The sequence below is a fragment of the Streptomyces sp. B3I8 genome, assembly GCF_030816915.1.
GTDB lineage: Bacteria > Actinomycetota > Actinomycetes > Streptomycetales > Streptomycetaceae > Streptomyces.
Window position 1 is genome coordinate 5,184,385 of sequence record NZ_JAUSYN010000002.1, and the last position, 19,983, is coordinate 5,204,367.

The following is a 19,983-nucleotide window of genomic DNA, read 5'->3' on the forward strand; positions in this document are numbered from 1 at the left end:
AGTGATCTCGGCTGATCGTGGGCAGCTTCCTGGAGTGAGGTTGGGGGAGGTGGAACGGCTCCGGGGCGAGTTGGCGGAGTTCGTTGCCGATGTGTTCGGGTCGTTTCCGCGGCGGGATCAGCGGCGGTGGGGCGAGTGCTATCTGCGAGGCTTGATGCTCGACGGCCGGCGCAAGTCCATCCAGCCGATGGCCGAGCGTCTGCCGGACGGGAACATGCAGGCCCTGCAGCAGTTCGTGAACCAGTCGCCGTGGGATCCGTTACCGGTCAGGCGGCGGATCGCCGAGTGGTTGTGCGAGGCCATCCGCCCTGAGGTGTGGGTGATCGACGACGTGTCGTTCCCCAAGTGCGGCAAGGCGTCGGTCGGGGTGGCCCGCCAGTACTGCGGAGCGGTCGGCAAGCGGGCGAACTGCCAGGTCGCGGTCAGTGTCCATGCCGCCACCGACACCGCCTCGTGCCCGTTGGAGTGGCAGTTGTATCTGCCGCGTGAGTGGACGGACGAGCCGGACCGGTGCCGCAGGGCAGGAGTCCCCGACGAGGTGGTGCACCGGGAGAAGTGGCGTCTGGCGCTCGGCCTGCTGGACACGCTCGCCCAGTGGCGGCTGAAGGCTCCGGTCGTGGTCGCCGACGCCGGCTACGGCGTCAGCACCCTGTTCCGGCTCGGCCTCCAGACGCGAGGGCTGTCCTATGTCCTGGCCCTGAACGGGAAGGAAGTCGCCCACCCCGAGGATGCCGTGCCGCACCAGCCTGCTTATGGCGGGCTCGGACCACCCACCCTTCCCCGTTACCGCACCCCACCACAAGCCGTCTGCGTCCTCGCCGCACAGGCGGGTGCGGAGCGGTTCACCGAGGTGGCCTGGAGGCAGGGCAGCAAAGACGCGATGACCTCACGGTTCGCGGTCCTGACAGTACGGCCCGCGGGCAAGCAGTCCCTGGCCGCGGCTCAGGAGGCCGGCGGCGGCCGCAACCGGTGGGACGGCGTCCTGCCCGTCCAGACGCTCCTCATCGAGTGGCCGGACGGCCAGGACACCCCGACGGACTACTGGATATCGAACCTGCCCGCCACCACACCCGTCACCGACCTGGTGCGGTGGGCGAAGATGCGCCGGCGGATCGAGCACGACTACCGCGAGCTCAAGCACGGCCTGGGCCTGGACCACTTCGAGGGCCGCACCTGGCGCGGCTGGCACCACCACGTCACCCTCGTCACCGCCGCCCAGGCCTTCCTCACCCTCCGGCGGCACGACCCAAAAGCCCACACACCGGCCTGACCCTCTACCAAGTCCTCGACGTTCTTCAGGACCTGCTGAGGTGCTGGACCGGTACCTGCACCACCTGCGGACGACCCCTGCCCAGCCCACGAACCCGCCGCAGACAGCCCAGAACCTGACGAAGCACTACTAGGGCCTCTCGTTCGGATCATTCCGGCGTCGCGGGGGCCGGTACGCGCCTGTGCGGCGTTGTCGTCGGTTGCCGGGGCTCCGCCCTGGCGCCCTCCTCCGCCTCGCAGCCGCACGCACCGGACCCCGCTCGGGTCGGTCGAAGACGCACCGCGCCTCCCAGCCGGCCTGATCCGGACGAAAGTCCCTAGCGCCGGCCGCCGAGCCCCTCGGGGGCTGCGCCCCCTGACCCCCGGGGTGTGTTGTCGGCCGCCGGCCGGTGGGGCTCCTCGCGCGGTTCCCCGCGCCCCTGAAGGCTGGGGGTGCCCCCTTGCTCCGTAGGGCTGCGTGGGCGCGACCGGCCGTCGATCACCCGCGCGAAGCCGATCAGAAGTACCGCCCCCACACACCAGCTCGCCGCCACGTCCACCGGCCAGTGGTACCCCCGGCGCACCAACCCGTAGGAGACGCCGAGCGTCAGCGCGGTGCACACGGTGAGAGTCGCCCGGCGTGCCCATCGCGCGGTGAGGAGTGGGACGAGCAGCAGGGCCACCGCCCCGTACGCCACCATCGCCGTCGCCGTGTGCCCGGACGGGTAGTAGCCCGTCCCCGCCGGGACCGCGGGCGTACCGGGCCGCTCCGTCCAGTTCTTGAACGGGACGACGACCGCCGGCACCGCCGCCATCAGCAGCAGCGCGGCACAGGGCCGCAGCCACCACCGGTCTGTACCAGTGGCGCGGAGCCGCCACGCGGCCCACCCCGCGCACAGCACGAGCACCGGAACGGCGACCTGGACATTGCCGAGATCGGAGAGGAGCTCGGAGAGGCGGTCGGGGTGGACCAGCGTCCGGCTGAGCCGCGCGTCGGCGCGCAACAAGGGGCCGTCGACCAGAACCTGCCAGGTCAGAAGGGTGAACAGCAGGGCCGGGACGGCGAGCAGCGCGACGAACCGAGGGGTGGAGAGGGAGGGGGGAAAGAGGCCGGCCGACCCGGAACAGGGGGGGGAGGTTCCGGGCCGGCCGTCCGGACCGGTGTGCCGCCCGCCCCGGGGGGTGTGGGACGAGCGGCCATCCGATCGGTGAGGAGATCCGGGGCCGGGGGCCCCGGGTGTGTGCGCGAGGGCACGACCAGGTCGAAGCCGGGAAGGCCACGGCCGGGACTCGTCCACAGTGCCCTGTGGACGGGGTGTATCTCTCATCTGGGGAGAACCTACGGCAGCCGGGGGGCTCGTGGCACCCGGAAAGCCGGGACGCCATGCACCTTGCACACGTTCTTCACGTGCGTGGACACGGGTTCGACAGACGTGCGGAGCATGGATCAGATGCGCGCGAACGCCTGCTCGATGATGTCGAGGCCCTCGGTGAGCAGTTCCTCGCCGATGACGAGCGGCGGCAGGAAGCGCAGCACGTTGCCGTAGGTGCCACAGGTCAGGACCAGTAGACCCTCGGCGTGGCAGGCCTTGGCCAGCGCGGCGGTCGCCTCGGGGTCCGGCTCCTTGGTGGCGCGGTCCTTGACCAGTTCGATCGCGATCATCGCGCCCCGGCCGCGGACGTCGCCGATGACCTCGTACTTCTCGGCCATCGCGGTGAGGCGCGGCTTCATGACCGCCTCGATTCTCTTGGCCCGCGCGTTGAGGTCCTGCTCCTTCATGGTCTCGATCGCGCCCAGCGCGCCCGCGCAGGCGACCGGGTTGCCGCCGTAGGTGCCGCCGAGGCCGCCCGCGTGCGCGGCGTCCATGATCTCGGCACGGCCGGTGACGGCGGCGAGCGGGAGACCGCCCGCGATGCCCTTGGCGGTGGTGATCAGGTCCGGGACGATGCCCTCGTCCTCGCAGGCGAACCACTGGCCCGTGCGGCAGAAGCCGGACTGGATCTCGTCGGCGACGAAGACGATGCCGTTGTCCGCGGCGAACTGCCGGATCGCGGGCAGGAAGCCCTTGGCCGGCTCGATGAAGCCGCCCTCGCCGAGCACCGGCTCGATGATGATCGCGGCCACGTTGTCCGCGCCCACCTGCTTGCTGATCTCGTCGATCGCCTGCGCGGCGGCCTCGGGGCCCGCGTTCTCCGGGCCGGTCGGCCAGCGGTAGCCGTAGGCCACCGGCACCCGGTACACCTCGGGGGCGAACGGGCCGAAGCCGTGCTTGTACGGCATGTTCTTCGCGGTCAGCGCCATGGTGAGGTTGGTGCGGCCGTGGTAGCCGTGGTCGAAGACGACGACGGCCTGCCGCTTGGTGTACGCCCGCGCGATCTTCACGGCGTTCTCGACGGCCTCGGCGCCCGAGTTGAACAGCGCCGACTTCTTGGCGTGGTCGCCCGGGGTCAGCTCGGCCAGCGCCTCGGCGACGGCGACGTACCCCTCGTACGGCGTGACCATGAAACAGGTGTGGGTGAAGTCGGCGAGCTGCGCGGACGCCCGGCGCACGACGGCCTCCGCGGAGGCGCCGACGCTGGTGACCGCGATGCCGGAGCCGAAGTCGATCAGACGGTTGCCGTCGACGTCCTCGATGATGCCGCCGCCGGCCCGGGTGACGAAGACGGGCAGGGTCGAGCCCACGCCCCGGGCCACCGCGGCCGTGCGGCGGGCCTGCAGCTCCTGCGACTTCGGGCCCGGAATGGCCGTGGCGAGGTGGCGCTCCTGCGGAAGTGCGGTCATGGGGGGCTCCAGGGTGGTCGTGCTCCGACGGGCGGTGTGCGGACGTGCGGCTTCTTTCTTCCGCAGGCTAGGTCCGGGGCCGGGAGGTGGGCATGCTCCATGTGGGCGTTTTCCGCGCCGGCCGTTGTCCGTGGTGGACATGGCCGCGGGCCCGGCGGTGTGAGCGGTGGCCCGCGCCTGGCGGGGCGTTAGATTGACGTGCTGATGGTGGATGGAGCGGCAACCCAGGGGGCAACGGCCATGGACAGCGACGGTACCCAGGACGCGCGGGGCACGGAGGCCCACCCCGTGCCGCGCCCGGCAGGCCCGCCCGGCACGCCCCCGCGGCCGAGCCGGGCACCGGCGGTGCCCCCGCACCCCGGCACGGGGCCAGGGCCGGGCGCGTCCCCTTACTCCGGTACGGGGCCGGTCGCGTCCTCGTATCCCGGCGCGGCGCCCGGTGCGTCCCCGTACCCCGGCGCGGCGCCCGGTGTTCCGCCCGTTCCCGCTCAGGCTTCCGGCGCCCCCTCCACCGTCGCCGCCTGGCTCGACGAGGACAGGCCGGCCGCGCGGCCCGGGATCTGGCGGTTCGGACACCGCACCAAGGAGGTCCGGGAACGGCTCGCTCCGGTCACCGTGGCGGGCCTGCTGATCCCGCTCGTCGCCGCGATCGGCGTCTGGTCGATGTGGGAGCGCGGCTACCTGCCGTACAAGGGCACCATCCTGCGGATGTTCTCGCCGAACGACTGGTGGTGGCCGCTCACGGTGTCCTCGCCCCGGCCGGTCGAGGGCTGGAACCCGGGAGTCCTCCCCGGCGAGCACTACCTGGTGGTCGCCGACGGGGTCTTCTTCGGCCTGCTGGTGTGCGCCGTGGCCATGCTCGGGAGCTGGCGCGCCATCCTCCGCCACTACATGGACCGTCTCTCCCCGCCGGTACGCGTCCTCGCCTCCGCCGGACTCGCCCTCGTGGCCCTCAGCCTCGTCTTCCCCGAGGCGTTCCCCGGCGTCGGATGGTCCGCCGTGCCGGTCGTCGACCCGCTGCTGTCCCTCTTCGTACTGCTCACCGACGGCTACGAGCTCATGGCCTCGGCCCTGTTCACGTACACGCTGTACACGGTCATCACGCTGCTCGTGGTGTGGCCGTTCGCCCGCCTGGGGAACTGGCGGGACTACGCGCGCGAGCTGCTCGCCCGGCCGGGGCCGGACAGCGCCCCCGGCGCCCTCCCCGTCGTCCGCCCCCGCTCCCACTGGCCCCTGCTGCGCGACGCGGGCCAGTACGACATCGCCGACCTGCTCACCGCCGAGGTCGCCGGCGGGCGGATGAACGACGTCGACTGCGTCCGCGTCGAACACGCCTTCGAGACCGCCCGGCGCGACGCCGGGCTGGGCGCGTTCCGCGACAGCGTGCTGCGCCGGGGCGGCGCCGCCGCGACACACCCCTCCGGCGCCCGGGACCTGCCGCGCCGCACCGCCCGGCACGACCTGCTCACCGGCCAGGTGCGGATCGGCCGCTGGGCGGAGTCCGAACGCACCCCGCACTCCTACCGGGAGGCCGGCGCGGCCCTCGGCCCGGACGTGCTCGGCACCTCGCTCCTCGCCGTCGGCCCCTCCGGGTCCGGCAAGACCCGCACCCTCGTCGAACCGGTCACCGAGTCGCTCGCGCTGCAGGCGCTCACCGGGTCCTGCGCCGTCGTCGCGGTCTCCGCGGCCGGGAGTCCGCTCGGCGCGGACGACTCCTTCGACGTGATCGTCCGCATCGGTGACCCCTCCTCCGTGCACGACCTCGACCCGTACGCCGAGACCGACGACCCGGACGAGGCGGCCGGGATCCTCGCCGAGGCGCTGGTGGGCGACCTGGAGGTGGTGAGCGCCCAGAGCGCCGCCACCGCGCTGGCCCAGCTCCTCGGTCCCTTCCGCGCGGTGCACGGCCGCTTCCCCGCCCTGCCGGAGCTGCGCGAACTGCTGGAGGGGGAGGAGAACGCGCTGACCGGGCTGCGGGAGGCGCTCGCCGCGAGCGGGAACGACCTCATGCGCCGCGAACTCGACGCCCGCCTGCGGCAGACGGGGATGCCCGGCGACCCGGGGCGGGCCCTCGCCGACCGGCTCTCGCTGCTGAACCGGCCGTTGTTCGCCGACTTCTTCGGCGGCGGCGGACCCGGCCGCCCCTTCTCCCTCCGCGCGATCGCCCACCACCCCCTGCGGGTACGGATCGATCTGCCCGAGCGCGGCCACGAGGAGGCCGGCCGGCTGATCACCCGCCTCGTCCTCGCCCAGTTCCACACCGTCGTCCGCACCCGGCGTCCGCACTTCGCCTGCCTGGTCCTGGACGACGCCACGGGCACGGTCACCACGGAATCGGTGCGCCGCATCCAGCGGCTGCGCTCGCAGCACGCGGGTGTCCTGCTCACCCTGCGCACCGTCGGTGACGTCCCCGAGGCCCTGCACGGTCCGCTCTACGGGGCGGTCGGCTGCCGCATGGCCTTCTGCGGCGTCACCACCTGGGACGGCAGCCGGTTCGCGCAGACCTGGGGCACCGAGTGGGTGGAGACCACGGAGGTCGCCAAGCACACGGTCTTCGCCGACCAGCCGATGACCCGGGCCATCCACAAGGTGCGCAAGCTGATGACGGGCAAGGCGGTGACGACGGACGCGGTCACCGTGCGCCAGGTCGAACGCGAGCGGTGGTCGGCGTCGGAACTGACGCAGGCGGTGCCGCCCGGGCACGCGGTGCTCTCCCTGATCGACGTCGAGGGCCGGCACACGCCGCCGCTCCTGGTGGACCTGCGGAGCTGAGCCCGCCCCGCCGGTCGGAGGAACGTATGTTCGGCCACCCGGCACTCCTACGGTGAGGCAGAATCGAAGGTGGCCGTTCATACAGTACGGCCACCTTCGCGCACCGTCCCGCGTGCGCCTCTCCCCGCCCCCTCAGCCTGCCGCCCGCAGACCCGACGGAAGGCCCCATGCCGCCCACGCTCGCCTCGCTCGTCCACCATTCCGCGCTCAAGCTGACCGTGCGCGCGGGGGAGGACCGGCTCGACGTCCCCGTGCGATGGGCGCACGTCAGCGAACTCGCCGACCCCGTCCCCTACATGGAGGGCGGCGAACTGCTGCTGATCACCGCGCTCAAGCTGGACGCGGAGGACCCCGAGACGATGCGCCGGTACGTCGGACGGCTGGTCGGCGCCGGCGTCGTGGGCCTCGGCTTCGCGGTCGGGGTCAACTACGAGAACACCCCCGAGGCCCTGGTCGACGCCGCCCGCGAGGCCGGACTGCCGCTCCTCGAAGTGCCCCGCCGCACCCCCTTCCTCGCCATCAGCAAGGCCGTCTCCGCGGCCATCGCCGCCGACCAGTACCGCGCCGTCACCGCCGGCTTCGCCGCCCAGCGCGAGCTGACCAGGCAGGCGCTCGGCACCGGCCCCGAGGGCCTGCTCATCGCACTCGCCGGCCAGGTCGACGGATGGGCCGCCCTGTACGACGCCTCCGGCGCCGTCGTCGCCGCCGCGCCCGAGTGGGCGGGACGGCGCGCGGCACGGCTCACCGCCGACGTCGAACGGCTGCGCGAGCGGCCCGCGCCGGCCAGTTCCGTCGTCACCGGCGGCCAGGGCGGCGGCGAGGACCGCGTCGAACTGCACAGCCTCGGCACCGGACGCCGCCCGCGCGCCGCGCTCGCCGTGGGCACCGCCGCCGCCCCCGGCACCGCGGAGCGCTACGCCGTGCACTCCGCGGTCGCCCTGCTCACCCTCCTCACCGAGCGCTCCCGCTCACTGCACCCGGCCGAGCAGCGCATCGGCGCGGCCGTGCTGCGCATGCTGCTCGCCGGGGAGCCGGACCACGCGCGGGCGGTCGCCGGGGACCTCTACGGCGACCTGCTCGACGCCCCGTTCCGGCTGCTCCTCGCCGAGGCGCCCGGGGACGCCGCCCCCGGCGACGACGATCCGCTGGGCGGCCTCGCCGAGTCGGTCGAGTCGGCCGCCGCGCGGGCCGGCGAGCCGGTGCTCGCGGTGCCGGAGGGCGCCGAGGGGCGGCGGCTGGTCGTCCTGACCGTGGACGGCGGGGCGGCGGGGCGGGCAGGCGCGGAGTACGCCGCCGCGCGGGAGCCGGCGGCCGGAGCGGGAGCCGGCGAGGACCTGGTGATGGGGCTGTCCGGACCCGCCGGGCCGACCGCGGCGGGCGGCGCCTACCGGCAGGCCGAACAGGCGCTGGCGGTCGCGCGCCGGCGGGGGCGGGTGCTCGTGGAGCACGACCGGATGGCCACGGGTTCCGTGCTTCCGCTGCTCGCGGACGACGCGGTGCGGGCGTTCGCGGACGGGCTCCTGCGGGCGCTGCGCGAGCACGACGCGACGGGGCGGGGGGATCTGGTGGCCTCGCTCAGGGCGTGGTTGTCGCGGCACGGGCAGTGGGACGCGGCGGCGGCGGATCTCGGTGTGCACCGGCACACCCTGCGCTACCGGATGCGCAGGGTGGAGGAGATCCTGGGGCGCTCCCTGGACGACCCCGATGTCCGCATGGAACTGTGGCTCGCCCTGAAGGCGACATCGGCGACGGCCGACTGAGGCGCCTTCTCCTCGCCCCCGCCGCCCCTGCCCTTCCCTTTCCCACAGGGGGCTCCGCCCCTTCCCCCCTCCCCGGGGGAGAAAACCGGCCGGGGCACGGGTGGGCGGGACATGCGCGGGTGCGTCGTGGCTGGTCGCGCAGTTCCCCGCGCCCATCGAGGCCGGGGCCGCGCCCCGTCTTCAGGAACGCGGGCCCGTGCCGATGCGCGGCTACCGCCGCGCCGCCGTAAGGGGCGCGGGGAACCGCGCGAGAAGCCACCACCCGGCCGCACTCCTCCCACGGCCCCGGCCACCCGAGCTCCCGGGGTCGAAGGGGCGGAGCCCTTCTCATGGGACGGGAAGGGCAGGGGCGGCGGGGGCGAGGGAAAAGCGCCCCGCCGATCCGGCGTACCGTGCCCCCCGACCCCGCCACCGTGGACAAACGACCCCCGGCCCGCCGCGCCCTACCGTGGTCCCACACCCACCCCAGTCCCCCGGAAGGCAGGCGCCCCGCCCATGACCTCCACCCACGCCTTCTGGCTCGCCGGCCGCCAGGCCACCGGCGAGCACACCCTCGACGTCACCTCCCCCTGGGACGGCCGGCTCGTCGGCACCGTCTCCCTGCCGACCGACGCCCAGGTCGAGGAGGCCGTTTCCGCCGCCCACGCCGTCCGGGACGAGTTCGCCGCCACCCCCGCCCACGTACGCGCCGCCGCCCTCGACCACGTCGCCCGCCGCCTCGGCGACCGCGCCGAGGAGATCGCCGCACTGATCTCCGGCGAGAACGGCAAGCCCGTCAAGTGGGCCCGCGGCGAGGTCGGCCGCGCGGTCTCCGTCTTCCGCTTCGCCGCCGAGGAGGCCCGCCGCTTCAACGGCGGCGAGGCCCAGCGCCTCGACACCGACGCCGGCGGCCAGGGCCGCCTCGCCCTGACCCGCCGCTTCCCCAAGGGCGCCGTCCTCGGCATCGCCCCGTTCAACTTCCCGCTCAACCTGTGCGCCCACAAGGTCGCCCCGGCCATCGCCGCAGGCGCCCCGATCGTCCTCAAGCCGGCCCCGGCCACCCCCCTCTCCGCGCTGATCCTCGGCGAACTGCTCGCCGAGACCGAGCTGCCCGCCGGCTCCTGGAGCGTCCTGCCGGTGCCCAACGACCGCATGCCCGCCCTCGTCCAGGACGAGCGGCTGCCGGTCATCTCCTTCACCGGCTCCGACAAGGTCGGCTACGCGATCATGGACTCGGTGCCGCGCAAACACTGCACCCTGGAGCTCGGCGGCAACGGCGCGGCCGTCGTCCTCGCCGACTGGGCGAGCGACGCGGACCTCGACCTGGCCGCGCGGCGCATCGCCACCTTCTCCAACTACCAGGGCGGCCAGTCCTGCATCTCCGTGCAGCGCGTGATCGCCGACGCCGCCGTGTACGACCGGCTGCTGCCGCGCCTCGTCGCCGCCGTCGAGGCCCAGGTCACCGGCGACCCGGCCGACGACGCGACCGATGTCGGCCCGCTGGTCAGCGAGGACGCGGCCAAGCGCGTCGAGACGTGGGTCGAGGAGGCCGTCGAGGGCGGCGCCACCCTGCACACCGGCGGCAAACGCGAGGGCGCCTCGTACGCTCCTGCCGTCCTCACCGGCGTGCCCGCCACCGCCACGCTCGCCCACGAGGAGGTCTTCGGGCCGGTCCTCACCGTGCAGAGGGTGGACGGCGAGGCCGAGGCGTTCGCCGCCGTCAACGACTCCAAGTACGGCCTCCAGGCGGGCGTGTTCACCCACGACCTCCAGGCCGCGTTCCGCGCCCACCGTGCGTTGGAGGTGGGCGGCGTGGTCATCGGCGACGTGCCGTCCTACCGCGCCGACCAGATGCCGTACGGCGGCGTCAAGCAGTCCGGCGTCGGCCGCGAGGGCGTGCGGTTCGCGATGGAGGACTACACCTACGAGCGGGTCCTGGTCCTCACCGGCCTCGCCCTCTGAGCACACCCGGCCTCCGAGTACACCCCGCCGAGATGCGGCGCACCACGAGGGCCCGGCAACCGCACGCCGGGCCCTCGGCCGTCCCCCCGCCACACATGCCGGACCGACCCGTGCCGTCGGCATACAGCGCCGGCCCGGTTCTTGTCAGGTGGCGGACGGCGCCGGAGGGATCAGCGCCGGGTGGCGGACGGCGCCGGACCGGTGCTGGCCCGTACCGACAGCTCCGGTGCCAGCAGCACCACCTCGTCCTCGTCCCGCCCCTCCAGCTTGGCGACCAGGCGGTCCACCGCCCGGCGGCCCATCTCCTGCGCCGGAATGGCGACGGCCGTCAGCCGCACCGACGCCTGCACGGCGACCTGGTCCGGGCAGACGGCGATCACCGAGACGTCCTCCGGCACGGCCCGGCCCTGCGCGCGCAGCAGGGCCAGCAGCGGCTCCACCGCGGACTCGTTCTGCACCACGAACCCCGTGGTGTCCGGCCGCTCGTCGAAGATCCGCGCCAGGGTCACGGCCATCGCGTCGTACCCGCCCTCGCACGGCCGGTGCAGCAGTCGCAGCCCCAACTCGCCCGCCCGGGTGCGCAGTCCGTCGAGGGTGCGCTCCGCGAAGCCGGTGTGCCGTTCGTAGACGGCCGCCGCCTCGCCGACGACCGCGATGTCGCGGTGCCCGAGCATCGCGAGGTGCTCCACGCACAGCGCGCCCGTGGCGGTGAAGTCCAGGTCGACACAGGTCAGTCCGGTGGCGTCGGCGGGCAGGCCGATGAGCACGGACGGCTGGCCGTACTCGCGCAGCAGCGGCAGCCGTTCGTCGTCCAGTTCGACGTCCATGAGGATCATGGCGTCGGCGAGTCCGCTGCCGGTGACCCGCCGCACCGCGTCCGGGCCCTCCTCGCCGGTCAGCAGCAGCACGTCGTAACCGTGGGCGCGGGCGGTGGTGGCGACCGCGATGGCGATCTCCATCATCACCGGCACGTACATGTCGGTACGCAGCGGGACCATCAGCGCGATGACGTTCGACCTGCTGCTCGCCAGTGCCCGGGCGCCCGCGTGGGGGTGGTAGCCCAGCTCGCGGATGGACTCCTCGACCCGCTGCCGGGTCCCGGCGGAGATCGACCGCTTGCCACTGAGGACGTAGCTCACCGTGCTCGCCGACACTCCGGCGTGCTGGGCGACCTCGGCGAGGGTGACCATCCGGTCCTCCAGTGAGGCGAAGCGCTTCGACAGCGCGTACAGGTGTGCGGTGGCAGGTGATGTGGCCCGACCATAACTCCCCGGATCTCCGGTGTCCATACGAGTCGAAGCGCTTCGACTCTTCCGGGGGGTGCGGGTACCGCGCACTCCTTTCGGGGCCCGGGGGCGCGGTTTCCATGGGCCGGGAAGGACAGGGACGACGGGGGGCGGAAACCCCCGATACCCACCCCACCGGCCCGCGCCCACTGGTGACACTCCGACAAACCGGGTACATACGATCGAGTAACCCCACACCGCTCGACCCCGTGCCCCACCCCATCCCACCCCCCCCCACTCCGCGGCGAGGTGACCCTCATGTCCGCAGCACCCACCACCCCCCAGACCCCCACCCCCCGAACCCCCACCGTCACCGAAGCCGAGGCCCGCCGCGTGGCGGAGGCCGCCCGTGAACAGGACTGGCACAAGCCCAGCTTCGCCAAGGAACTCTTCCTCGGCCGCTTCCGCCTCGACCTCATCCACCCGCACCCCACCCCCACACCCGAGGCCACCGCACGCGGCGAGGAGTTCCTCGCCCGCCTCCGCGCCTTCTGCGAGACCGAGGTCGACTCCGCCCGCATCGAACGCGAGGCGCGCATCCCCGACGAGACCGTGCGCGGACTCAAGGAGCTCGGCGCCCTCGGCATGAAGATCGACACCAAGTACGGGGGCCTGGGCCTCACCCAGGTGTACTACAACAAGGCGCTCGCCCTGGCCGGTTCGGCGAGCCCGGCGATCGGCGCGCTGCTCTCCGCGCACCAGTCGATCGGCGTGCCCCAGCCGCTGAAGATGTTCGGCACCGACGAGCAGAAGGAACGCTTCCTCCCGCGCTGCGCCCGTACCGACATCTCCGCCTTCCTGCTGACCGAACCCGACGTCGGCTCCGACCCGGCACGCCTGGCCACCCGCGCGGTCCCGGACGGCGACGACTACGTCCTCGACGGCGTGAAACTGTGGACCACCAACGGTGTCGTCGCCGACCTGCTCGTGGTGATGGCCCGGGTGCCCGCCTCCGAGGGCCACAAGGGAGGCATCTCCGCGTTCGTCGTGGAGGCGGACTCCGAGGGCGTCACCGTCGAGCACCGCAACGCCTTCATGGGCCTGCGCGGACTGGAGAACGGGGTCACCCGCTTCCACCGGGTCCGGGTGCCCGCCGCCAACCGCATCGGCCCCGAGGGCGCCGGCCTCAGGATCGCGCTGACCACCCTCAACACCGGCCGGTTGTCGCTGCCCGCCATGTGCGCGGGCGCCGGAAAGTGGTGCCTGAAGATCGCCCGCGAGTGGTCGTCCGTCCGCGAGCAGTGGGGCCGGCCGGTGGGGTACCACGAGGCGGTCGGCGCGAAGATCTCCTTCATCGCGGCGACCGGCTTCGCCCTGGAGGCCGTCGTCGACCTGGCCGGCCAGATGGCCGACGAGGACCGCAACGACATCCGCATCGAGGCCGCCCTCGCCAAGCTGTACGGCTCCGAGATGGCCTGTCTGATGGCCGACGAGCTGGTCCAGATCCGCGGCGGCCGGGGCTTCGAGACCGCCGAATCGCTGCGGGCCCGCGGCGAACGCGGCGTGCCCGCCGAGCAGATGCTGCGCGACCTGCGCATCAACCGCATCTTCGAGGGCTCGACCGAGATCATGCACCTGCTGATCGCCCGTGAGGCCGTGGACGCGCACCTGTCGGTCGCCGGCGACCTCATCGATCCGGACAAGTCCCTGTCCGACAAGGCGCGGGCGGGCGCGAACGCCGGTGTCTTCTACGCCAAGTGGCTGCCCAAGCTGGTCGCCGGCCCCGGCCAACTGCCGCGCTCCTACGCCGAGTTCCACCCGGCCGGCCACCTCGACCTGTCCGCGCACCTGCGCTACGTCGAGCGCAGCGCACGCAAGCTCGCCCGCTCCACGTTCTACGCGATGTCCCGCTGGCAGGGCCGCATGGAGACCAAGCAGGGCTTCCTCGGGCGGATCGTGGACATCGGCGCGGAACTCTTCGCGATGAGCGCGGCGTGCGTCCGCGCGGAGTGGCTGCGCGCGGACGGCGACCACGGCCGCGAGGCGTACCAACTCGCCGACGCGTTCTGCCGGCAGGCCCGGCTGCGCGTCGAGGAACTGTTCGGCCGCCTGTGGGCCAACACGGACGAGCTGGACCGGCGCGTGGTGAAGCAGGTGCTGTCCGGGGCGTACGAGTGGCTGGAGGAGGGCGTCGTCGACCCCTCGGGGGAGGGGGCGTGGATCGCGGACGCCACACCGGGTCCGTCGCGGAGGGAGAACGTGCGCCGGCCGATCCGCTGACCGGCCGATCCGCTGACCGGCCGCGCCGCAGGACGGCCGGCGACCCGCCGCGGGGCCGGGCCCCACGTCCGAGCCCACCGGCTCGCGCCGTGGGACCGTCGGCCGTCGCAGGTCCGTCGGCCCCCTGCCGGTGGACCACCGGCCCCGCTGGTGGCCCCCGGCCCGCCGAAGGACCGTCGGCCGCCCCGCCCCATCGGCCCCTCGCGGCGGGCGCGTACGCGCCGCGGTGCCGTGGCCCTTCGTCCCTTCGGGGGCGCGGTCCCCCCGCTCGGCCCCTTGCGGCCACAATGGGGGGATGAGCGACAGTCCAGCCCCCCTCGCCGATCCGCATCTCGTCTTCGACCCCGTCGACGGCGTTCGGGATGTCGTGATCCTCGGTTCCACCGGTTCGATCGGCACCCAGGCCATCGACCTCGTGCTGCGCCACCCCGACCGCTTCCGGGTGACCGCGCTCTCCGCCGCCGGCGGGCGGGTCGGCCTGCTCGCCGAGCAGGCCCGCCGCCTCAAGGTGCGCACCGTCGCCGTCGCCCGCGAGGACGTCGTCCCCGCGCTGCGCGAGGCGCTGGCGGCCGAGTACGGGGCGGGGGAGCCGTTGCCCGAGCTGCTCGCCGGACCGGACGCGGCCACCGAACTCGCCCGCTCCGACTGCCACACCGTGCTGAACGGCATCACCGGGTCCATCGGGCTCGCCCCGACCCTCGCCGCCCTGGAGGCGGGCCGCACTCTCGCGCTCGCCAACAAGGAGTCGCTCATCGTGGGCGGCCCGCTGGTGAAGGCGCTCGCCAGGCCCGGGCAGATCATCCCGGTCGACTCGGAGCACGCGGCGCTCTTCCAGGCGCTCGCCGCCGGCACGCGCGCCGATGTGCGCAGGCTCGTCGTCACCGCCTCCGGGGGCCCCTTCCGCGGCCGTACGAAGGCGGAACTGGCCGACGTCACCCCGGCCGAGGCGCTCGCCCACCCCACCTGGGCGATGGGACCGGTCATCACCGTCAACTCGGCGACACTCGTCAACAAGGGGCTGGAGGTGATCGAGGCGCACCTCCTCTACGACATTCCCTTCGCTCGGATTGAGGTGGTCGTGCATCCCCAGTCGTATGTTCACTCGATGGTCGAGTTCACGGACGGCTCCACGCTCGCGCAGGCGACGCCCCCCGACATGCGGGGGCCGATCGCCATCGGTCTGGGCTGGCCCGAACGGGTGCCGGACGCGGCGCCCGCCTTCGACTGGAGCAAGGCCTCGACCTGGGAATTCTTCCCGCTGGACACCGAGGCCTTTCCCTCCGTCGGGCTGGCCCGGCACGTCGGTGAACTCGCGGGCACGGCTCCGGCGGTGTTCAATGCCGCGAACGAGGAGTGCGTCGACGCGTTTCTCGCCGGCACCCTGCCGTTCAACGCCATCATGGAGACGGTCACAAGGGTGGTCGAGGAGCACGGCACACCGCGTACGGGAACTTCCCTGACCGTCGCGGACGTCCTCGATGCGGAGACCTGGGCACGCGCCCGGGCCAGGGAACTGACAGCACATACGGCGGCGACCGCGGAGGCCCGTGCATGACGACACTGATGATGATTCTCGGCATAGTCGTCTTCGCGGTCGGGTTGCTCATCTCCATCGCCTGGCACGAACTGGGCCACCTGTCGACGGCCAAGATGTTCGGCATCCGCGTCCCGCAGTACATGGTCGGCTTCGGCCCGACCATCTGGTCGCGGAAGAAGGGCGACACCGAGTACGGCGTCAAGGCCGTCCCGCTCGGCGGCTACATCCGCATGATCGGCATGTTCCCGCCCGGACCCGACGGCCGGGTCGAGGCCCGTTCCACCTCCCCGTGGCGCGGCATGATCGAGGACGCCCGCGAACAGTCCTTCGAGGAACTGCGGCCCGGCGACGAGAAGCGGCTGTTCTACACCCGCGCCCCGTGGAAGCGGGTCGTCGTGATGTTCGCGGGCCCGTTCATGAACCTGATCCTCGCGGTCGTGGTGTTCCTCGGCGTGATGATGACCTTCGGCGTCCAGGACCAGACGACATCGGTCAGCAAGATCTCCGACTGCGTCATCCAGCAGAGCGAGAACCGCACCAAGTGCGCCACGGACGACCCCGCCGCCCCCGCGAAGGCGGCCGGTCTCCAGCCCGGTGACAAGATCGTCGGCTTCAACGGCACCCGGGTCACGGACTGGTCGGTCCTCCAGAACGACATCCGCGACCACCCCGGCGAGGACGTCACCCTCCTCGTCGAGCGCGGCGGCCGACAGGTCGACCTGCACGCCCACCTCATCAGGAACCAGGTCAGCAAGACCGACGGGAACGGCGGCTACGTCCAGGGCGAGTACGTGTACGCCGGCTTCCTCGGCTTCACCCCCGCCACCGGCATCGTCAAGCAGTCGTTCGGCCAGTCCGTCGACCGCATGGGCGACATGATGCGGAACGGCGTCGAGTCGCTGGTCGCGCTGCCCGGCAAGGTCCCGGCCCTGTGGGACGCCGCCTTCGGCGACGGACCGCGCGAACCGGACTCCCCGATGGGTGTGGTCGGTGCCGCCCGGGTCGGCGGCGAGGTGTTCACCCTGGACATCCCGCCCTCTCAGCAGATCGCGATGATGCTGCTGCTCGTGGCCGGGTTCAACATGTCGCTGTTCCTGTTCAACATGCTCCCGCTGCTCCCGCTCGACGGCGGGCACATCGCGGGCGCCCTGTGGGAGTCGCTGCGCCGCAATGTGGCACGGGTCCTGCGCCGCCCCGACCCGGGCCCGTTCGACGTGGCCAAGCTGATGCCGGTGGCGTACGTGGTGGCGGGGATCTTCCTCTGCTTCACCGCGCTGGTCCTCGTGGCGGATGTCGTCAACCCGGTGAAAATCTCCTAGTCACTTCCCGTTGGGGACGGCCGGGCACCCCGGGTGCCCGGCCACCATCCGAACGGTGGGTTTGCCGACGCTGATGTGCCCGCGCCCCCGGCCGTGCCGTAATCTCGGGGTTTGGATCGCGTCGTTCCGGGACCGGAAGGGACCGTACCGGATCGGATGTGACCGGTCCGGCACGGACAGGACCGGCCCCGCCCTCGGCGCGGATCCGCACCTTGGTGGTCCACGACTTGGGGTTGCACAGCAGATGACTGCGATTTCACTCGGCATGCCGTCCGTTCCGACCAAACTCGCCGAACGCCGCAAGAGCCGGCAGATCCAGGTCGGAACCGTGCCGGTCGGCGGGGACGCGCCCGTCTCCGTGCAGTCGATGACGACGACCCGGACCTCCGACATCGGTGCCACGTTGCAGCAGATCGCGGAGCTGACCGCGTCGGGCTGTCAGATCGTGCGGGTGGCGTGTCCGACGCAGGACGACGCGGACGCGCTGGCGACGATCGCGCGGAAGTCGCAGATCCCGGTGATCGCGGACATCCATTTCCAGCCGAAGTACGTGTTCGCCGCGATCGAGGCCGGGTGTGCGGCGGTGCGGGTGAATCCGGGCAACATCAAGCAGTTCGACGACAAGGTGCGGGAGATCGCGAGGGCGGCCGGGGATCACGGCACGCCGATCCGCATCGGTGTGAACGCGGGTTCGCTGGACCGTCGTCTGCTGCAGAAGTACGGCAGGGCGACGCCGGAGGCCCTTGTGGAGTCGGCGTTGTGGGAGGCGTCGCTGTTCGAGGAGCACGGCTTCCGGGACATCAAGATCTCGGTCAAGCACAACGACCCGGTCGTGATGATCGAGGCGTACCGGCAGCTCGCGGAGGCGTGCGAGTACCCGCTGCACCTCGGGGTGACGGAGGCGGGGCCGGCGTTCCAGGGGACGATCAAGTCGGCGGTCGCGTTCGGTGCGCTGCTCTCGCAGGGCATCGGTGACACCATCCGCGTCTCGCTGTCGGCTCCGCCGGCGGAGGAGGTGAAGGTCGGGTTGCAGATCCTGGAGTCCCTCGGCCTGAAGGAGCGCGGTCTGGAGATCGTGTCCTGCCCGTCCTGCGGTCGTGCCCAGGTGGATGTGTACAAGCTGGCCGAGGAGGTCACCGCCGGGCTGGAGGGCATGGAGGTGCCGCTGCGGGTGGCGGTCATGGGCTGTGTCGTCAACGGTCCCGGTGAGGCCCGCGAGGCCGACCTCGGCGTGGCCTCCGGCAACGGCAAGGGACAGATCTTCGTCAAGGGCGAGGTCATCAAGACCGTCCCGGAGTCGAAGATCGTGGAGACCCTCATCGACGAGGCCATGAAGCTGGCCGAGCAGATGGAGGCCGCCGGGGCCGCCTCCGGGGAGCCCTCCGTCTCCGTCGCCGGCTGATCCGTCGTCGACGCCGGTCGATCCGGCACCATACGCGGTTCACCGCACGCCGCCCGGAGGCAGCCACCACCGGGCGGCGTCGCACATGCCCGCCAGGTAAAGTGCGAAAATCAGCAGATCCAAGGGTGAGGGCATCGGCACGTGTTGACGCAGACGACCACCCGCGTCCTCGAACCGAAAGACCTGGACGCCGCGCTCGCCGTCCTCGACCGCGAGCCGGTCGCGAACGCCTTCGTGACCTCCCGCGTGCAGGTCGCCGGGCTCGACCCCTGGCGGCTCGGTGGCGAGATGTGGGGCTGGTACGAGGGCGGCATGCTCACCTCCCTCTGCTACGCGGGCGCCAACCTGGTGCCCCTGTGTGCCACCCCCAGGGCCGTCCGCGCCTTCGCCGACCGCGCCCGCCGCTCCGGCCGCCGCTGCTCCTCGCTCGTGGGCCCCGCCGGGGCCACCGCCCAGCTCTGGAGGCTGCTGGAGCCGAGCTGGGGCCCGGCCCGCGAGGTCCGCGCCCACCAGCCCCTCATGGTCACCGACCGGTTGCCCGCCGACGTCACCCCCGACCCCTTCGTCCGCCGCGTCCGCAAGGACGAGATGGAAACGATTCTCCCGGCGTGCGTGGCGATGTTCACCGAGGAAGTCGGCGTCTCCCCGCTGGCCGGTGACGGCGGACTGCTCTACCAGGCCCGGGTCGCCGAACTCGTGGGCTCCGGCCGCTCCTTCGCCCGGCTCGACCAGGACGGCAAGGTCGTCTTCAAGGCCGAGATCGGCGCCGCCACCCCGCAGGCCTGCCAGATCCAGGGCGTCTGGGTGGCCCCCGAGTACCGCGGCCGGGGCCTCGCCGCCCCCGGCATGGCCGCGGTCCTGCGCTACGCGCTCGCCGACGTCGCCCCGGTGGCAAGTCTCTACGTCAACGACTTCAACACGGCGGCGCGGGCGACCTACCGCAAGGTGGGCTTCGAAGAGGTCGGCGAGTTCATGAGCGTGCTGTTCTGAAGCCCCGGCAGGAGTCTTCCGCGAGGAGCCGCCCGGGTACGCTCCGGGGCATGCTCCGCTTTCCCGGTCAGGGCCACCGTCGCCCCGACGACGTCGTCATCGGCTCGCTGGACCTGTCCGCCCGCGTGGACGAGGCCCTCGCGGTGCAGGCCGTCGCGTTCGGACTCGACCCCGACGAGATCGCCGTGCGCCGGCAGATCGTGCTGCGGCACATGACCGGCCCCGGCGCCCGCGCCCTCGGCGCCACCGTCCGCGGCCGGCTCGTCGGCTTCGTCTACGGCATGCCCAACGACCGCGCCCACTGGTGGTCCACCGTCGTCGAGCCGTACCTGCACCGCGAGGGGAACGAGGGCTGGCTCGACGACTCCTTCGTCATCACCGAACTGCACGTGCACCCCGACCACCAGAACCGGGGAATCGGCCGGCGGCTCATCACCACGATCACCGACAGCGCCGAGCAGCCGCGGTCCATCCTCTCGGCCATCGACATCGACAGCCCCGCCCGCGGCCTCTACCGGTCCCTGGGCTACGAGGACCTGGCCCGGCGCGTGCTGTTCCCCAGCGCCCCGAAGCCGTACGCCGTGATGGGCGCCCCCCTGCCGCTGCGCCGCCGGTAGTGCGTGCGCCCGGCAGCCGTTAACCGATTACCGCCCGCGCAGGCCTCCCGGCTAACCTCGTGGCCATCACCCTCCCCCCTCCCGGCCTCGCCCGGGCGGCGGGATCCCC

13 protein-coding genes are annotated in these 19,983 nt (G+C 72.8%); 10 read left to right on the plus strand and 3 right to left on the minus strand.

What is annotated here, in order from left to right; all coding sequences use genetic code 11:
* Positions 1 to 34: 34 nt before the first annotated feature.
* Positions 35 to 1,270 carry an IS701 family transposase gene (locus tag QFZ64_RS25310; RefSeq protein WP_307069443.1) on the plus strand — a complete coding sequence of 412 codons (1,236 nt, stop codon included), beginning with the start codon at positions 35 to 37 and terminating at the stop codon, positions 1,268 to 1,270.
* 316 nt (positions 1,271 to 1,586) lie between these two features.
* On the opposite strand, the gene QFZ64_RS25315 is transcribed toward QFZ64_RS25310, so the two are convergent.
* Both QFZ64_RS25315 and gabT read right to left on the minus strand, forming a co-directional pair.
* A complete protein-coding gene (locus QFZ64_RS25315) occupies positions 1,587 to 2,252 on the minus strand; it encodes a phosphatase PAP2 family protein (protein WP_307069445.1) in 666 nt (221 codons plus the stop codon).
* Positions 2,253 to 2,695: 443 nt separating this feature from the next.
* Complete coding sequence (gene gabT, locus QFZ64_RS25320) at positions 2,696 to 4,030, minus strand: 4-aminobutyrate--2-oxoglutarate transaminase (RefSeq protein WP_307069447.1); 1,335 nt, start codon at positions 4,028 to 4,030, stop codon at positions 2,696 to 2,698.
* A 240-nt stretch (positions 4,031 to 4,270) separates the two neighbouring features.
* Between gabT and QFZ64_RS25325 the strand changes: the two genes are divergently transcribed.
* The 3 genes from QFZ64_RS25325 to QFZ64_RS25335 all read left to right on the plus strand — a co-directional run bounded on the left by QFZ64_RS25325 (position 4,271) and on the right by QFZ64_RS25335 (position 10,503).
* Entirely contained in the window at positions 4,271 to 6,802 is a 2,532-nt protein-coding gene (locus QFZ64_RS25325; RefSeq protein WP_307069449.1) for an ATP/GTP-binding protein, read from the plus strand.
* Between the two features lie 167 nt (positions 6,803 to 6,969).
* Positions 6,970 to 8,562 carry a PucR family transcriptional regulator gene (locus tag QFZ64_RS25330; protein WP_307069451.1) on the plus strand — a complete coding sequence of 531 codons (1,593 nt, stop codon included), beginning with the start codon at positions 6,970 to 6,972 and terminating at the stop codon, positions 8,560 to 8,562.
* 495 nt (positions 8,563 to 9,057) lie between these two features.
* Positions 9,058 to 10,503, plus strand: coding sequence for an aldehyde dehydrogenase family protein (locus tag QFZ64_RS25335; protein ID WP_307069453.1), 1,446 nt, complete (start codon positions 9,058 to 9,060; stop codon positions 10,501 to 10,503).
* Positions 10,504 to 10,673: 170 nt separating this feature from the next.
* On the opposite strand, the gene QFZ64_RS25340 is transcribed toward QFZ64_RS25335, so the two are convergent.
* Positions 10,674 to 11,693: a LacI family DNA-binding transcriptional regulator gene (locus QFZ64_RS25340; protein WP_307071858.1), complete on the minus strand. Its 1,020-nt coding sequence runs from the start codon at positions 11,691 to 11,693 to the stop codon at positions 10,674 to 10,676.
* Positions 11,694 to 12,047: 354 nt separating this feature from the next.
* Here QFZ64_RS25340 and QFZ64_RS25345 point away from each other — a divergent pair, with 354 nt between their 5' ends.
* The 6 genes from QFZ64_RS25345 (at position 12,048) to QFZ64_RS25370 (ending at position 19,874) form a co-directional block, all read left to right on the plus strand.
* Positions 12,048 to 14,009 carry an acyl-CoA dehydrogenase family protein gene (locus QFZ64_RS25345; protein ID WP_307069455.1) on the plus strand — a complete coding sequence of 654 codons (1,962 nt, stop codon included), beginning with the start codon at positions 12,048 to 12,050 and terminating at the stop codon, positions 14,007 to 14,009.
* A gap of 295 nt (positions 14,010 to 14,304) precedes the next feature.
* A complete protein-coding gene (gene dxr / locus QFZ64_RS25350) occupies positions 14,305 to 15,564 on the plus strand; it encodes a 1-deoxy-D-xylulose-5-phosphate reductoisomerase (RefSeq protein ID WP_307069457.1) in 1,260 nt (419 codons plus the stop codon).
* A gap of 8 nt (positions 15,565 to 15,572) precedes the next feature.
* Complete coding sequence (locus tag QFZ64_RS25355; RefSeq protein ID WP_307071859.1) at positions 15,573 to 16,865, plus strand: RIP metalloprotease; 1,293 nt, start codon at positions 15,573 to 15,575, stop codon at positions 16,863 to 16,865.
* Positions 16,866 to 17,109: 244 nt separating this feature from the next.
* Positions 17,110 to 18,267 (plus strand): flavodoxin-dependent (E)-4-hydroxy-3-methylbut-2-enyl-diphosphate synthase, encoded by a 1,158-nt coding sequence (gene ispG, locus QFZ64_RS25360; protein WP_307069458.1) that lies wholly within the window; start codon positions 17,110 to 17,112, stop codon positions 18,265 to 18,267.
* A 141-nt stretch (positions 18,268 to 18,408) separates the two neighbouring features.
* A complete protein-coding gene (locus QFZ64_RS25365) occupies positions 18,409 to 19,257 on the plus strand; it encodes a GNAT family N-acetyltransferase (protein ID WP_307069461.1) in 849 nt (282 codons plus the stop codon).
* 50 nt (positions 19,258 to 19,307) lie between these two features.
* Positions 19,308 to 19,874, plus strand: coding sequence for a GNAT family N-acetyltransferase (locus QFZ64_RS25370; protein WP_307069463.1), 567 nt, complete (start codon positions 19,308 to 19,310; stop codon positions 19,872 to 19,874).
* Positions 19,875 to 19,983: the final 109 nt, after the last annotated feature.